12 protein-coding genes are annotated in these 15,396 nt (G+C 60.1%); 5 read left to right on the plus strand and 7 right to left on the minus strand.

The features are described from left to right. Together AC3A5O_RS14595 and wecB are read right to left on the minus strand one after the other, a co-directional pair. The gene (locus AC3A5O_RS14595; RefSeq protein WP_305481487.1) at positions 1-2,214 is read right to left on the minus strand and encodes a hypothetical protein; all 2,214 of its coding nucleotides are present in this window, start codon (positions 2,212-2,214) and stop codon (positions 1-3) included. A 39-nt stretch (positions 2,215-2,253) separates the two neighbouring features. Then, on the minus strand, positions 2,254-3,483 hold the full coding sequence (gene wecB / locus AC3A5O_RS14600; RefSeq protein WP_122569479.1) for a non-hydrolyzing UDP-N-acetylglucosamine 2-epimerase: 1,230 nt from the start codon (positions 3,481-3,483) through the stop codon (positions 2,254-2,256). A gap of 920 nt (positions 3,484-4,403) precedes the next feature. Here wecB and AC3A5O_RS14605 point away from each other — a divergent pair. The 4 genes from AC3A5O_RS14605 to AC3A5O_RS14620 all read left to right on the plus strand — a co-directional run bounded on the left by AC3A5O_RS14605 (position 4,404) and on the right by AC3A5O_RS14620 (position 9,262). After that, positions 4,404-4,964, plus strand: coding sequence for a TRAP transporter small permease (locus AC3A5O_RS14605; protein ID WP_305470908.1), 561 nt, complete (start codon positions 4,404-4,406; stop codon positions 4,962-4,964). Then, positions 4,961-6,241, plus strand: coding sequence for a TRAP transporter large permease subunit (locus AC3A5O_RS14610; protein ID WP_305492315.1), 1,281 nt, complete (start codon positions 4,961-4,963; stop codon positions 6,239-6,241). Before AC3A5O_RS14605 ends, AC3A5O_RS14610 begins: the two co-directional genes overlap by 4 nt. Positions 6,242-6,291: 50 nt before the next feature. Then, entirely contained in the window at positions 6,292-7,311 is a 1,020-nt protein-coding gene (locus tag AC3A5O_RS14615; RefSeq protein ID WP_305470909.1) for a TRAP transporter substrate-binding protein, read from the plus strand. Positions 7,312-7,501: 190 nt separating this feature from the next. Then, the gene (locus AC3A5O_RS14620; RefSeq protein ID WP_122569425.1) at positions 7,502-9,262 is read left to right on the plus strand and encodes a BCCT family transporter; all 1,761 of its coding nucleotides are present in this window, start codon (positions 7,502-7,504) and stop codon (positions 9,260-9,262) included. Between the two features lie 42 nt (positions 9,263-9,304). On the opposite strand, the gene AC3A5O_RS14625 is transcribed toward AC3A5O_RS14620, so the two are convergent. The 5 genes from AC3A5O_RS14625 to AC3A5O_RS14645 form a co-directional block, all read right to left on the minus strand. Continuing rightward, positions 9,305-10,024: a 3'-5' exonuclease gene (locus AC3A5O_RS14625; protein WP_305470912.1), complete on the minus strand. Its 720-nt coding sequence runs from the start codon at positions 10,022-10,024 to the stop codon at positions 9,305-9,307. After that, a complete protein-coding gene (locus AC3A5O_RS14630) occupies positions 10,021-11,898 on the minus strand; it encodes a DUF294 nucleotidyltransferase-like domain-containing protein (protein ID WP_305470913.1) in 1,878 nt (625 codons plus the stop codon). The genes AC3A5O_RS14625 and AC3A5O_RS14630 overlap by 4 nt, the downstream gene beginning before the upstream one ends. Positions 11,899-11,994: 96 nt before the next feature. After that, complete coding sequence (locus AC3A5O_RS14635) at positions 11,995-12,786, minus strand: transporter substrate-binding domain-containing protein (RefSeq protein WP_122569422.1); 792 nt, start codon at positions 12,784-12,786, stop codon at positions 11,995-11,997. A gap of 55 nt (positions 12,787-12,841) precedes the next feature. Then, positions 12,842-13,474 carry a response regulator gene (locus AC3A5O_RS14640; RefSeq protein ID WP_354339596.1) on the minus strand — a complete coding sequence of 211 codons (633 nt, stop codon included), beginning with the start codon at positions 13,472-13,474 and terminating at the stop codon, positions 12,842-12,844. A gap of 31 nt (positions 13,475-13,505) precedes the next feature. Next, the gene (locus AC3A5O_RS14645; protein ID WP_305470917.1) at positions 13,506-14,867 is read right to left on the minus strand and encodes a cache domain-containing protein; all 1,362 of its coding nucleotides are present in this window, start codon (positions 14,865-14,867) and stop codon (positions 13,506-13,508) included. Positions 14,868-15,181: 314 nt separating this feature from the next. On the opposite strand from AC3A5O_RS14645, the gene AC3A5O_RS14650 reads away from it, so the two are divergent. Then, on the plus strand, positions 15,182-15,396 hold a 215-nt coding region (locus AC3A5O_RS14650; protein WP_440776351.1), incomplete at its 3' end, for a carbon starvation CstA family protein.

The raw sequence follows: 15,396 nt of genomic DNA on the forward strand, positions 1-15,396 counted from the left end.
TTACTGGCGATTGCGACGGGCGCTACGGCCTGCCAGCAACAAGAGGAGGAACAGGATAATGGCGCCTGGAATCAGCCAGAGCAGCGACGGTTTGCGCCAGGCATCCAGCCCCTTGGGTTCCTCGCGGCCGATCAACAGGCTGCCGCTGGGGTCCTGGGTATCGAGGATCGCCACGGCGCCGTTGTTGCCCAGAATCGCCACGTCGCCACGGGTCAGCACGATTGGCTTGGCCAGGCTTGGCGGCTGATTGCCCAGGGTCCGATAGACCAGCCCGTATTGGCCCGAGCTCTGCACCACTTGCAGCGAGGCCAATTGGTTGAGGGGCTGTATGTCCAGCAGCGCTTGGTCCTTGTGGTTGATGCGCAGGCGACCCTGCTCGTCGACCTGGACCGATTCCTGGCTGCCCTTGAGCGCCAACTCGAAGGCCAGGAAGGCTTTGTCCGGGCTGACGACGGCTTTTGGATCAGCGCTCACCTTGAGCTGCGCTCGCAGCGGCGATACACCGCTGGCATCAGCCACCGCAATGACCCGCGCCAGGCTGCTGGCCGGTTGGTCGAGGTAGGCCTGGGGCACCAGGATCTGGGTGTCGGCGGCGAAGCGTGCGGCCAGGCCGGAGAAATCGTCGTCCAGCGAGGTTTTTTCCACGACAATATGGCTGGTCGGCAGGACCGACACTGGGAAGGCTTGCGGCGTTTCCAGGCAGCGGTCGCTGACCGGCTGACGTTGGAACGACACGCGCAATATGTTCTGCGACCCCAGGGCGTAACGTGGGATATGGGCCTGGATGCGTTGCGATTCACCGTTGGGGGTCAGTTGCTGCGCACCAATCAGGAAGTCATTGAAAAACAGTGAAGCCACCGGTGCCGTATCGGAAGCCCCCGGGGCGGCGGAGACGTCCACCACGGCCGTGACGGGCAGGCGACCGTCATAAGCGACACTGCCCAGGGGAAACGTAGTGCTCCAGTCGAAGCGTGACGCCACGTCGAAAGTGCCGGGGGCGCCGCCCAGTCGCGACAGGACCACACGGCCGTCTTCGCTCAACGGCGTTTGCGCTTCGCTCACGGTCAATTGGCGACTTCGCGCCAGTTTGCTCCAGGCCGTACCGAGCAGGGACAAGGCTTTGCCGGTGGATTCTGGGGCGATCATCAGCACCGGGCGAGTGCCCAGCAGGGCCAGGCGTACGTTGTCAGTGCCGGCGCCTGCGAGTGCTGCGTTGATGTGCTGTTCGCGCCACTGGGTCAGTGCGCTGGCCGCAGTCGTGTCGAGTCCCTGGACCTGGCTTTGCAACGCGTCCAGGGATTGGTTGATAGCTTTGAGCAGCGCAGGCTCGTTGATCGCCAGGTCAGCCTGGACGTTCGGGGTCTGGCCTAACACCAGCAGTGCGCCGATCTCGGCCGGGTTGGCCAAGGTGTGCGGGCCTTTGCCATTAAGGCTGGCGAAGGCCGGAATGCTCAATAACTCGGCAGGGATGTGCAGGTTGCCCAGGTCCACGCTGTCTTGCACGGCGGGGAAGGGCAGGATGCGGCTGTGTTTGCCGATGCGCTCCAGCGCCACGCCCAGGCGCCAGGCTGAATCGTAGCTGGCGGCGGACAATGAACCGGGCGCAACGAGAATGCCGGGCTCGCCGGGCAGGGCCGCCCAGGCCGCACCGACGTCGCGCAACTGGCTGGCGTCGTAGCTGTAGTTCAGGCGTGTTTCAGGTTGGATGCGCAGCACATTACCGATGACCCGATCGTCTTCGCACAATGGTCGAGACACTATCGAGGACCAGGCAACGCCCAGGCGCACCAGACCGTTGTCACGTGCGGCCTTGTCGACGCCGAGCCTGGCGCTGGCATCGCCTTGTGCCTCGCTGAGCCCTTCGGCACGCACCGGGTAGCCGTCGAGGGACAGCAGCAGGGTGTTGCGGCCGCCTTCGCCATTGAGGTAGCTGGCGTCCAGTTGCAGCGTCGCGTCTTCGAGGGTAACGCCGGCGGGGACCGGCAGGTAGAGCTCGCGGCGGGCGTCGCTGGCGCTCAAGAGGATCGGCGCCGTGATGCCCAGGTCGCTCAAGCGAACCTCACGTGTCTGGCGGGTATCAGCGTTGAGTCGATGAATGGCCTGGGTCAGCGGGCTGTCCGCGGCCAGGGCAAAGGTCGGCATGAGCGCGAGCAGGCTCAAGCCACAGGCAAGGGCGCTGAGCGCACCCGTAGGGATGGCAACGGAAGGCTTCATTCAGGCAAGTCTCGATCTGATAAGGGGAATAGCAGTTGTTCAGTTGAAATCGGCGAGCAGCTCGCGTGGCTCGGACAGCGACCGATAGACGGGCTGCCGTTGGGCAGGCAGCGGGGCCACGACAAAGTCGTCGACCGGGCGGCCCATCAAGGTATCGACGATGCGTTGGCTGGCCTTGCCGTCGCCATAAGGATTGGCCGCTTGTGAGGCGCGGCGCCATGACGCGTCATCGTCGAACAGCGCATCCACGCCGGCGATGATCGATGCCGGCGAGGTGCCGACCAGGCGCACCGTGCCCGCCGCCACTGCTTCCGGGCGTTCGGTGACGTCGCGCATCACCAGCACCGGTTTGCCCAGGGACGGCGCTTCTTCCTGCACGCCACCGGAGTCGGTGAGGATGACATGGGCGTGTTGCATCAGGCGCACGAACGCCAGGTAGTCCAGCGGCTTGATCAAATGCACATTGAGCAACTCGCCCAGTTGCTCGGTCACCGGGCCCAGCACGTTGGGATTGAGGTGCACCGGGTAGACGATCTGGATATCCGGGCGCTGGGCCAGGTGGCGCAGGGCCTTGCAGATGTCGAGGAAGCCCTCGCCGAAGTTTTCCCGGCGGTGGCCGGTCACCAGCAGCAGTTTGCGTCCGGTCTGCAGGAACGGGAACTGTTGGTCCAGTTCGCTACGCAACCGGGCATCGTCGTTGATGCGCCGGGCCGTCAGTTGCAGCGCGTCGATCACGGTGTTGCCGGTCACCAGGCAACGGCCTTGCAGGCGTTCCCCCAGCAAGTTATCGCGGGACTGTCCGGTGGGGGCGAATAGCAGATCGGCGCCGAGGTCGATGCACCGTCGGTTCATTTCTTCCGGCCAAGGGCTGTAGATGTCTCCGGTGCGCAGGCCGGCTTCCACATGGCCGACGGGGATGCGTCGATGGAAGGCGGCCATCGAAGCCACCATGGCCGACGTGGTGTCGCCGTGAACCAGCACCCGATCCGGCCGGGTTTGTTCCAGCACCGGGTCGATGGCGGCGTACAACGCGGCGGTCAGGGAGTTGAGAGTCTGGTGCGGCGTCATCACGTCGAGGGTGAAATCGGCCTTGAGCTCGAACAGATCCAGTACCTGCTTGAGCATGCTCTGATGCTGGCCGGTGACGCAGATCAGCGACTCGATGCCCGGTTCGGCGGCAAGGGCCTTGACCAAGGGCGCCATCTTGATGGCCTCCGGACGGGTGCCGAAGATCGAGAGGATCCTGATGCGTGGATGATGAGTTGCGATGACGCCCTTCCTCGCGCAGTTTGCTGCGCCGCACAACAGCCCGCCCGGACGCGATGGGGGCGTTCGAGCAAACAAGCGATTTAAGTTAAGTTGGCCCGGTGTCAGACAGCGGCTTGACGTGCACAGGAAGTGACGTAGTGGCATCTTGAAGTTCGGGGCGGAGAATTAATAGCACCAAACATCGTGAGCGCAAAGGTTTATATGAATAAGTTGATTAATAATTTTTTAAAGGTGTTTTGGTGGTGGAGCAAAGGTTGGATTTCTGATTTTTTTAACTTCAATTAGCTATTGATATTAAAGGTATTTTTTGTATTTTCGTGCCTGTTTAATACTCGATTGATACTAAAAGGCGTGGCGCCGTGATTTTTTTGGCGCCTTATTTTACGTTGTTCCCAAATGCGGCGTGCCACTGGAATGACGCCTGTAAGTCGTCGTGGTAACGGCTTTAAGAACTAATGAGTTGGTCGCGAACTTAATTATCTATTGAAAGTTCAATTTATTTTGAGTTTTTATATTAAATAAAATGGATCCATTCCAAATGCAAAATCCCACTAGGCACAGTCGTTACTTGCAATAAGAAAGTTACGCCGATTGGATTGCTCCTAAGCCAGGTACCCATTAGTCGTCGAAGCCTCCCGACCGATAATCGCACGCTTTGTGTGGTGCACCTGCCTGGGTTATTGACCAAACTAACCGGGTGGTACATTTTAGCGGCACCTGTCTTGCCCATCGTGGCAAAGACCATAATAAAAATAGAGGAAACCCCATGCCCATTCGCGCGCCCCACGCTTTGTCCTTGATCCATCTTTCTAACGCATCCCCCAGCCTCCCAGGTTCGATCCGATAGCGGTCCAGTGCTGTTGCAGAAGTTATCGCGCCAGTGGGACGTGGGCGCTCGACAAGCCTCGGAGGTTTCCAAGATGACAAAAGTCGTGGATCTGTATTTCAAGCTGCTGAAGCTGCTGATCGTGTTGTGCATGGTCGCGATGATCGTGCTGGTGTTCGGCAATGTGGTGCTGCGCTATGCGTTCAACTCGGGCATCAGTGTGTCGGAGGAGCTGTCGCGCTGGTTCTTCGTCTGGATGATTTTTCTCGGTGCCCTGGTGGCGCTCAAGGACCGTGCCCACCTGGGCATGGACAGCCTGGTCAAGCGCTTGCCGGCGGTCGGCAAGCGTATCTGCCTGGTCATCGGCCATCTGCTGATGTTGTACATCTGCTGGCTGATCTTCAGTGGCAGTTGGCAACAGGCGGCGATCAACCTGGATGTAGTCGCCCCGGCGTCGGGATTGTCCATGGCGCTGTTCTATGGCGCCGGCCTGGTGTTCGGCGCCAGTGCTGCGCCGATCCTGCTCTACGAGCTCTACCTGGCGCTGTTCGGCAAGCTGGGGGATGACGAGCTGGTGATGGTCAAGGACAACGACGCCGAGGTGATCACGCATAACGCCGCCACCGCTGACCCCATCAAGAGTACCCACCCATGACACTGGTTATTTTCCTCGGGTCCTTGATGGGCAGCATGGCGCTGGGCATGCCCATCGCGTTTGCCTTGCTCGTGGTCAGCGTGGCGTTGATGGTTTATCTGGATCTGTTCGATGCGCAAATCATTGCCCAGAACCTGCTCAACGGCGCGGACAGTTTTCCGCTGATGGCTGTGCCGTTCTTCATGTTGGCCGGCGAAATCATGAACGTCGGTGGCCTGTCCAAACGCATCGTCAACATTGCCATGGCGCTGGTAGGGCACAAGCGCGGTGGTCTCGGTTACGTGGCGATCATCGCGTCCTGCCTGCTGGCCTCGCTCTCCGGTTCGGCCGTGGCCGATGCGGCGGCCCTGGCGGCGCTGCTGGTGCCGATGATGGTGTTGGCCGGGCATAACCGCGGGCGCTCGGCCGGCCTGATCGCCGCCGGCAGCATCATCGCGCCGGTCATTCCGCCGAGCATTGGCTTCATCGTCTTTGGCGTGGCGTCCGGGGTGTCGATTTCCAAGCTGTTCCTGGCCGGTATCGTGCCGGGGCTGATGCTTGGGGCTTCGCTGGCCGTGGCTTGGTGGTACATCTCTCGCAGTGAAAACGTCGAGACACCGCCCAAGCGTTCTCGTGCCGAAGTGCTGCGCACGTTGCTCGACGGCAGTTGGGCCATGGGCCTGCCCTTGATCATCATCCTGGGCCTGAAATTCGGCATCTTCACGCCGACGGAAGCAGCGGTGGTCGCGGCGGTTTATTCGCTGTTCGTGTCCCTGGTGATCTACCGCGAAATGAAAGTCAGCCAGTTGTACGAAGTGATCCTGTCTTCGGCCAAGACCACCTCGGTGGTGATGCTGCTGGTGGCGGCGGCCATGGTTTCATCGTGGCTGGTGACCATCGCCGATCTGCCGGGCCAATTGGCGGAGCTGCTGGCGCCGTTCATGGACAACCAGACCTTTCTGCTGTTGGTAATGATGGTGCTGATCATCCTGGTGGGCACGGTGATGGACATGACTCCGACCATCCTCATCCTCACCCCGGTGCTGATGCCAGCCGTCATCCAGGCGGGGATCGATCCGGTGTACTTCGGCGTGCTGTTCCTGATCAACACGGCCATCGGCCTGATCACACCGCCGGTGGGCACTGTGCTCAACGTGGTTTGCGGGGTGGCCAAGCTGGACTTCGAGGAGATCGTGCGTGGGGTGTGGCCGTTCATGCTTGCGCAGTTTGTGGTGTTGTTCCTGTTGATCCTGTTCCCGCAGTTGGTCCTGGGGCCATTGAAATTTTTTACCGGATAACACCGGTGCTGTTAGCTCGACCTTAAAAACAATAACGATCGGAGAGTGACATGGGAAAACTGATGAAAACCCTGCTGGCCGGCGCGTGCGCGACGGGCTTGCTGTTGACCGGCGCGGCCAGCCACGCGGACGAGATCCGCGAACGAACCCTGCGGTTCGCCTTCCAGAACGTCAAGGAACACCCCCAGGGCCAGGGCGCACAGAAGTTCGCCGACCTGCTCAGCGAAAAGAGCGGCGGCAAGCTCAAGGTCCGCCTGTTCCCTGGCGGTACGTTGGGCGGTGATGTGCAAACGGTATCGGCGTTGCAGGGCGGCACACTGGACATCACGGTGCTCAACTCCGGCATCCTGGCCGCCCAGGCACCGGATTACGCCATGCTCGATTTTCCGTTCCTGTTCAACAACGTAGAGGAAGCTCATGCGGTCATCGATGGGCCGGTCGGGCAGAAACTGGCGGCGCAACTGGACAGCAAAGGGCTGGTAGGGCTGGGTTATTGGGACCTGGGTTTTCGCAACCTGACCAACAGCAAGCACCCGGTGACCAAGCTTGAAGACATGCAGGGCCTGAAGATTCGCGTCATCCAGTCGCCGATCTACCTGGAGACCTTCTCCGCCCTGGGCGCCAACCCGGTGCCGATGGCGTTCCCAGAGGTCTACACCGGCCTGGAGCAGCACACCATCGACGGCCAGGAAAACCCTTTCACGGTGATTGAGGGCAACAAGTTCTACGAGGTGCAAAAGTATCTTTCCGTCACGGGGCATATCTTCAACCCGCAGTCGTTGATCATCAGCCAGAAAACCTGGAACCGCCTCAACGACGATGAGAAAGCGCTGATTCGCGCGGCCGCGGCCGAGGCGCAAGCATTCCAGCGTGAAGTCACGGCGGCGAGCATGGACAAGGCCAAGGCCACGTTGGCGGCTGCGATGACCGTCAACGAGATCAGCCCAGCCGAGAAAGATCGCTTGCGTGAGCGGGTGAAACCGGTGGTCGACAAGTTCGCTAAATCCTTGGATGGGGACCTGGTGAAGACGATGTATGACGAGATTGCCAAGGTGCGTGCCGCCCATTGAGTTGAAGTCACACCCTATTGGGGGATGAAGGGCGTCGGAGCAGTGTCTCGGCGCCCTTCGTTGCGTCTGCGACCGAATTTTTCCAAGGCATGAACCAGAGATGCCGCCTTGCCCTAGGAGCGTATTGGCGTTTGTAGAACAGTCATGGCCGGTCTCGATGCCCTGGTCATGCCTCCAGACTTGTTAGGCTATGGCACGCTCATCTCGTTTTCATTTTGGAGCGGCAGGACTAATCAGGCCATGGCACGCATGCGCGTGGCATATATCAAAGGAGGTTCACGTGGGTAAAAATCCTGTAGGCAATCTATCAGGAAAATCCCAGGCGCCCGGCACGGAGGGAATACCAGCCCCCAGCGGCGAGGCAAATCTCATTGAAACCGACTATGTCATAGGACAGGACAATATTAGCGGTGAGTTTTCGTTCTCTCTGGATATCCATGGCAAAGTCTTCCTGATCTCTGCCGCCACCGTTTTGCTGTTCGTCGTCATGACATTAGCCCTGCAAAACGAAGTCGAACCGCTGTTCAGCGCAATGCGCAGTTGGTTGACCCGGCACTTGGCCTGGTTCTTCATGAGCGCAGGCAATATCTTCGTATTACTGTGCCTGGCGCTGATTGTTTCACCTCTGGGTAGGGTTCGGTTGGGTGGTCGCGACGCCACACCGGATCATACGTACCTGGGGTGGTTTTCCATGTTGTTCGCCGCCGGGATGGGCATCGGGCTGATGTTCTATGGTGTTGCGGAGCCGATGTCGCATTACGCCGCCGCAATGGGCGGCGTCACGGTCGATGCCAGTGGCGTGCGTACGGATTGGGCTCCCCTTGAGGGCGCAAGGGGTGACATGAAAGGCGCCGCGGACTTGGCGATGGCTGCGACTATCTTTCATTGGGGTCTGCATCCTTGGGCCATCTACGCCATCGTTGCGTTGTCCCTGGCGCTGTTTTCCTTCAACAAAGGCTTACCGCTGTCGATACGCTCGATTTTTTATCCTCTGTTGGGCGAGCGTGTCTGGGGATGGCCCGGTCATATCATCGACATCCTGGCGGTCTTCGCCACGCTGTTTGGGCTGGCGACATCGCTGGGTATCGGTGCCGAGCAGGCCGCTGCGGGGATTGAGCACCTGTTCGGTATCCGCTCCACCAACGTCAGCAAGGTATTGTTGATCATCGGCATCACCCTGATTGCGCTGTGGTCGGTACTTGCCGGGCTGGAAAAGGGGGTCAAGCTGTTGTCCGAAATCAACATGGGCCTGGCGCTCCTGTTGCTCCTGTTCATCATTGTCGTGGGGCCAACCCTGGCCATCCTCACCGGGTTCTTCAAGAACGTGGTGACCTACGTTGAATATCTGCCGGCATTGTCCAATCCTTTCGGGCGCACGGACACTGAGTTCACCCAGGGCTGGACCGCGTTCTACTGGGCCTGGTGGATCAGTTGGTCGCCGTTCGTGGGCATGTTCATCGCGAGGGTCAGTCGTGGCCGTACCGTTCGTGAGTTCCTGATTTCGGTATTGCTGGTGCCTTCGCTGGTGTCGGTGCTGTGGATGACGACCTTTGGCGGGACGGCCATTGATCAGGCCACCCTGGGGGGGCTTAGCGGTGTGACGGATGCCGTGCTGGAACTCAAGCTGTTCGTCATGCTTGAAGGGCTGCCCCTCAAGGAAATTTCGTCGCTGCTGGGCATTGTGCTGGTGATCGTGTTCTTCACCACCTCCTCGGACTCCGGCTCGCTGGTGATCGATACGATCACGGCGGGAGGAAAGGTTGACGCGCCCGTTCCGCAGCGGGTCTTCTGGGCGGTCATTGAAGGCGTGATCGCCATCGCATTGTTGCTGGGAGGGGGGCTGGTTGCCTTGCAGGCCATGGCAGTTTCCACCGGATTGCCCTTCGCCATTGTCCTGCTGCTGGGCTGCATTTCGCTGGTCAAGGGATTGTTGTCCGAACCGCGATCCTGAGGGGCGACGAGTGCCGATGATGGAAAGAGTCCATCGTCGGCCTCAGTCCCAAAGCTCTCCAATCGCAACGTCAGGGCTGTAGTGAGTGGCGACTTGGGCTTGCAGCAGTTCGGCCGTGGCCAAGGCATCGGTCAAGGCCTGATGGGCGTGGTAGGGCGGCAGGTGATAGCGCGGTCGGCTGTCCGCCAGCCGGATGGACGCGAGAGGGCGTTGCAACAGTCGGTCTAGCCAGTTGCGAGGGCCCCGGACCTGCCGCGCCTCGAGTTGCATGGTGTCAATGACTGGAAATTGCAGACCTTCTCCCCAATGGTGACGAAACGCCTGATCCAGGAAATCACGTTCGATGGCCCGGTAGTGCACCACCATGATCTTCCCCGTCATTGCTTCCAGCAGCTGTTCCATGATGTCCGGCAACCGGGGGGCATGGCGAATATCTGCGTGGGTGATGCGATGGAACGTTACCGATTCGTGGGTCAATCGCGCGGGTTTGATGATCCAGTACAGCGCTGCGCCGCAGCGTATCCGCTTTAGCGTCAACGGTATCAGGCCAATGCTGACGATGCTGTCGATACGGGCATCCAACCCGGTGGTTTCCAGGTCCAAGGCCAGCAGGTCCACCTGCTCCAGCGGCGTCTGTCCGTTGGCAACGCCGGCCTGGTAGAAACGTTGCAAGAGAGGGTGTCTGGCTTGCTGTGCCAGCTGTGCAAAGCGCGCCGGCCAGTCTGGTGTTGCCTGCCTGTTCGGGTTCCGTGAAGCGCTCATCGTGTTGGCCGCGCGTGGCCGGGATAGCGGAAGCGCAAGAATTTTTGCGCATTGCTCAACACTTGGAACGCTTCCTTGAGGTTGTGGCGCTCAATGGTTGAAAAGCGCTCGGGCTCGATGTAGTTGTCTGGCGTCTGGCCCTGCTCGATGGCATGGACCTGGTGCCGTATGCGCACCATCGACAGGAACTCCAATGCGTAGCGTAGATGATCGATGGCTTGCGGTTGCAGCCATTTCGTCGTGCTGATGGCTTCGAGTCGATCAAAGGAGTTTTGTGCGGTACTTGCGCAAGCCAACGCATGAATTCGGATCAGGTCGGTAAGGGGCGCCGTGCCACGTCCCTTCAGGTTGATGATCTGTTTTTGCTCCCCGTCGGTTTCCATGACAAACGTGCGGAAGAAACCCAGGGGCGGTGTCCTGTTCAGTGCGTTACGCGCCATTGCCGCCAGGAAGGCTGGCGTGGCCTTTGGTTTTTCAGCGCAAAGCGCTTTGAGCTCGTTGACCATTTCCAACCGACCATAGACCCCGTCCAGATCAAAGAAAATGCAAGCGTTAAGCAGGGTGGCGGCGTTCGGCTTTTCAATCCACTGGGTGAAATAGTCGCGCCAGACTCGCAACGGCTGACGCCACTGGGCGTTGGTCGCCATGATCCCGCCCTTGCAGTAACTGAAGCCGCACGCGGCGAGCCCGTCACTGACAAATGTGGCCAACTTCCTGAAGTACTCATCGTGCAGGGGCGGGTCGAAACGATCATCCAGCACCAGGGCGTTGTCCTGGTCGGTCACCAGCAACTGTTCATCCCGGGCCATCGAGCCCAGCACCATGAAGCAGTAGGGAATCGGCGGCGGCCCCAACTCCCTTTCCGCCAGTTCGAGCAGACGCTGGGTGAAGGCGCGACCAATGCCTGAAATGGCGCTGCCGATCATGTGGGCGGTGGCACCGTCGCGCACCATGCGAATGTAAGTGCCGCGTAGATCCCGTAGCAATGATCGCAGACCTTCGACGCTGGTCTGGTTGGAGATGCTGTTCACCAGGTACAAGCTGCTCTGGGACTCGTGCCGGATAATGTCCGACAGATTGATCAGGCCCAGGGCGCGGCCCTTATGCATCACAGGAAGATGGTGAATGTTGCTTCGAAGCATGCACAGCATGGCCTCGAACAGCGAGTCGTCGGCCTGGATGGACACCGGATCGTTGGACATCACTTCGCCGATGGTAGTGTCGCCGCTGCGGTTGGCGGCCACCACACGAGTGCGCAGGTCCCGGTCGGTCACGATGCCGAGCATTTTCCCGGGGTTATGCCCGGCCCGCTCCAGGACGACGACACAGGAAACGCTTTGTTCGGTCATCAGCTGTGCGGCTTCCTGGACGCGGGTCAGTGGCGTGACCCAGACCAGTTTCCGGGAAATCAATGCTCGGGATTTAAGCTGGATCAGATCGCTCGCGCGCCCTTGGGCCTCAACGGCCGATTTGAGCCTGGAGTAACCTTCGGCTTCGACAAAATCGGCGAAGCTGTCGTGCCGCTTGCACAATTGGGCAATGACATCCGCCGGGATGAAATAGATCAGGCTATCTTCCAGGGCCTTGGCCGGAAAGCGCACCTTGTTGCTGCGTAGCAGGCCGGCCTGACCGAAAATATCGCCCTCCACCAGACGGTCATACAACTCGCCGTCGCGCCGATACACCTCGACTGCACCACTGCGTACGTAGTGCAGGTCATGTAAGGCAGCACCTGCTTCGAGGATAGGGCTGCCGGCCTTGAAATAGGCGACCTCGACACGCCGGGCAATGTCTTCCAGCGTTGTCTGGGGCAGGTCATCGAATGGGGGAAAGCGATGCAAATGCTCGCTGATTTCCAAGAGTTCGATTTGCATGGGGCCTCATGGCTGTTCGCTTCAGAGGATCAACATGCCAGACCCTGGCGCCGCGCACAAATCCGGTATTGGCGAGTGTGCGCGACCACCGTTTCGTTACTGGCCTTCAGGCACCGCCAGCCATTGCCCAATCACCTTCTGATAGCTGCCATTGGCTTTACTCAAGTGCAGCCACTGATCGACGTACATCTTCCAGGTGTTGTCATCCCGCGGCAGCAGGTAGGCCTTCTCGCCATATTGCAGGTAGCGGGTCGGGTTGACGGCGCACAGGCCGGGCTTGAGTTTTTGCTGGTAGAGCGCTTCCGACGCGTCGGTAATCATCACGTCGGCTTTCTTGTCCAGGAGTTGCTGGAAGATGGTCACGTTGTCATGGAAGCTGAGCTGGCCGTTGGGCAGAAACGCCCGGACGAAGGCTTCGTTGGTGCCGCCGGCCGGCTCGACAAGACGCACCGAAGGCTGGTTCATCTGTTCGAGCGTCTGGTAGCGCTCCTTGTCTTCGCAACGCACCAGCGGGATCTTGCCATCCACGTCCAGAGTGGTACTGAAATAGGCCTTTTTCTGGCGCTCCAGCGTCACCGAAATCCCGCCCATGCCGATGTCGCATTTGCCTGCAACCATATCCGGCATCAGGGTTTTCCAAGTGGTCTGCACCCATTGCACCTTGACGCCCAGGCTGGCGGCCAGGGAGCGCGCCATGTCGATATCGATGCCTTCGTATTCGCCTGCTTGGGTTTTAAAGGTATAGGGCTTGTAGTCGCCGGTGGTGCATACCTTCAGTTCGCCACGTTGCAGGACCTGATCCAGCAGCGAGGGTGCCGGCTCGGCCAGGGCGCTGCAGGAGAACGCCAACAGGCCACAGAACGTCATCGAGCTTGTTATGGTTTTCATCGGGATTGGATGCCTCGCAAGGGAAGGGAACAAGACCGGGGAGTGTAGCAAGGGGCTAGCGGGAAATGATCCCGTGGTCGATCGCGTATTTCACCAGGGCCGCGGGCTTGTCGATGTTCAGCTTGCGGCGGATGCTCAGGCGATGGGTTTCGACGGTGCGTACGCTGATGTCCAGTTCACGGGCCATTTCCTTGTTGTTCAGGCCCTGGACCATTTTCGCCAGGACTTGGCTCTCCCGTGGCGTCAGCTCGTTGTCGGTGTGCGGGTCGGTGGCGAGCCGCTGGGCTATCTCGGCGCTGTAGAAGGTACCGCCGCTGATGATGGCTTCGATGGCCGCGATGATTTCCCGCGACGGCGCGTTCTTGAGCACGTAACCGCTGGCGCCGGAACGCACGGACTCGCTCACGTACTCATAATTGTCGTACATGCTGAGGATCAGGATCTTGAGGCTGGGGTATTGCTTGCCCAGCAGTCGGGTCAGCTCGAGCCCGTTCTTGTCCTTGAGGCCGATGTCCATCAGCAGCAGGTCCGGTTGGCAGCGACCGACCATTTCGATCGCCTGCGCGCCGTTCTCGGCTTCACCCACTACGTTCAGTTGCGGCATTACCGAGAGCAGGGCCCTGATGCCGTCGCGGACCAGGGAATGGTCATCGACCAGCGCGACGCGAATCACGGGAGGCAGGTTCATTGATAAGTGCTCCTGTTGGCGTGGGCGCGCATCAGCTTTCCGTGACCGAGAGATTCATGGGCAGCAGGATGTCCAGTTCGCTGCGGCCCGGCACCGACGTCACTTCCAGGCGTCCGCCGAAATGCTCGACACGCTCGCGGATGTTACGCAGGCCGATGCCGGCATGGCCGCGTTCCACTTGCGGGACGTTGAACCCCATGCCGTCATCGACCACTGTCAGGCGCAAGGACTGGCTGGAGCCGAACAGGGTGATGCCGACGCTTTTCGCCCCGGCATGGCGCTCGATATTGGTCAGGGCTTCCTGGGCAATGCGAAACAGCGAGACAGGGGCGCCATTTTCGAGGCGGCAATCGAATTCGTTGCTTCGGTAGGACACTTCCAGCCCGCTGCGCTGTTGGAATTCGGTGGCGAGTTGGCCGATGGCGGCGGGCAGGCCCAAGGTGTCGAGCAGGGACGAGCGTAAGTCGTGGGAGATATTGCGGATCTCGCCGATGGCTTCGCCGAGCCGGTCGGTGGCGTTCTTCAGGATGCCCAGGCCGTTTTCCTGGCCATTCTCCAACACGTGGCTGGCCAGTTCGAACTGGAATTTTATCGACACCAGCAGTTGGCTGATGCCGTCATGCAGCTCGCGCGAAACCCGTGAGCGTTCTTCTTCCTGCAGGCTGACGATGCGTTGGTTCAAGCGCTGCAGCTTTTTGTCGGCCAGGCGATGTTCGCTGACGTTGAGGGTCATGCCGCCGGCAAACACCAGCAGGACCGCCACCAACGCGATCGCGGCGATGGCTTGCATGGTGGTGTGGATGCCATGGGCGACTTCGTCACGGGCCTGCTGGGTGGCGCGCTCGACATCCTCCAGGTAAATCCCGGTGCCGAGCATCCAGCCCCATTTGTCCAGCATCACGACATAGGCCAGTTTGTCGGTCACCTGGCCGGAGGAGGGCTTGTTCCAGGCATAGCGCTGGAACCCTTCGCCTGACTCGGCGCTTTTGATCAGCGCCTGGATGACCGGCAGGCCGTGGGGGTCCTTCATGTCCCAGAGGTACTGCCCGACCAGTTCCGACTGGCGGGCATGCATGAGGCTGCGGCCCTGGCGGTCGTACACGAAGAAGTAACCGTTGATGCCGAAACTGAGCTTGCGCAGCTCTTCCAAGACCTGCTGTTGCGCCCGTGCGTCGCCCTGGCCGTTGTCGTACAGCGGGGCGATCAGGCTCTGCGCCATCTCGACATAGTTCTTCAACTCGGCGCGCTTGCTCGCCAGGATGCTGTCTTCGATCAGTTGTGCCTGCTGGTCGCCCAACTGGCGGTTGAGCGAGATCACCAGGGCGCAGATGACCGCGATGGCCAGGACCAGCGGCAAAATCCCGAGGGCGACGATTTTGTGTTTGAGCAGCATCTGTACTCCTGTCCGGGCTCGGCGGGGAGGCGAATGGCGGCATCATATGCCAAACCCATGGATGAGGCATAAAACCTGTGGCGCAAGACATGTGGGAGCAAAGCTTGCTCGCGATGCAGGCGCCGCAGTGTATGAAAGACCGTATTGACTCTATCGCGGGCAAGCCTTGCTCCCACAGGGGGAATTGGGGTTCTACGTAGTACTACGGATTTATTTATTGACCCATTGCAGGGATATTGGGCCGGCTCCGAATAGCCGGGGCACACTATAAAAACAATCGCCGCAATCCTCTGGATATCGGCAGGAGACACGCAATGACAACCCGTCTGGTTAAACACCTCGCCTGGTTTGCCGTGGCTGTTCTAGGAGCTTGTGCGTTGAGCGTCGTGGCCTTGCGCCGCGGCGAACCCATCAACGCCCTCTGGATCGTCGTCGCCGCCGTGGCCATCTATCTGGTCGCCTACCGCTACTACAGCCTCTTCATCGCCAACAACGTGATGCAACTCGATGCGCGTCGGGCCACCCCCGC

This window comes from Pseudomonas sp. Soil_N_39, from assembly GCF_057655955.1.

Coding starts and splice junctions, on each gene's coding strand:
- AC3A5O_RS14595 (WP_305481487.1), bottom strand. CDS start 2,214: ATGAAGCCTTCCGTTGCCATCCCTACGGGTGCGCTCAGCGCCCTTGCC.
- AC3A5O_RS14605 (WP_305470908.1), top strand. CDS start 4,404: ATGACAAAAGTCGTGGATCTGTATTTCAAGCTGCTGAAGCTGCTGATC.
- AC3A5O_RS14610 (WP_305492315.1), top strand. CDS start 4,961: ATGACACTGGTTATTTTCCTCGGGTCCTTGATGGGCAGCATGGCGCTG.
- AC3A5O_RS14615 (WP_305470909.1), top strand. CDS start 6,292: ATGGGAAAACTGATGAAAACCCTGCTGGCCGGCGCGTGCGCGACGGGC.
- AC3A5O_RS14620 (WP_122569425.1), top strand. CDS start 7,502: ATGGCACGCTCATCTCGTTTTCATTTTGGAGCGGCAGGACTAATCAGG.
- AC3A5O_RS14625 (WP_305470912.1), bottom strand. CDS start 10,024: ATGAGCGCTTCACGGAACCCGAACAGGCAGGCAACACCAGACTGGCCG.
- AC3A5O_RS14630 (WP_305470913.1), bottom strand. CDS start 11,898: ATGCAAATCGAACTCTTGGAAATCAGCGAGCATTTGCATCGCTTTCCC.
- AC3A5O_RS14635 (WP_122569422.1), bottom strand. CDS start 12,786: ATGAAAACCATAACAAGCTCGATGACGTTCTGTGGCCTGTTGGCGTTC.
- AC3A5O_RS14640 (WP_354339596.1), bottom strand. CDS start 13,474: ATGAACCTGCCTCCCGTGATTCGCGTCGCGCTGGTCGATGACCATTCC.
- AC3A5O_RS14645 (WP_305470917.1), bottom strand. CDS start 14,867: ATGCTGCTCAAACACAAAATCGTCGCCCTCGGGATTTTGCCGCTGGTC.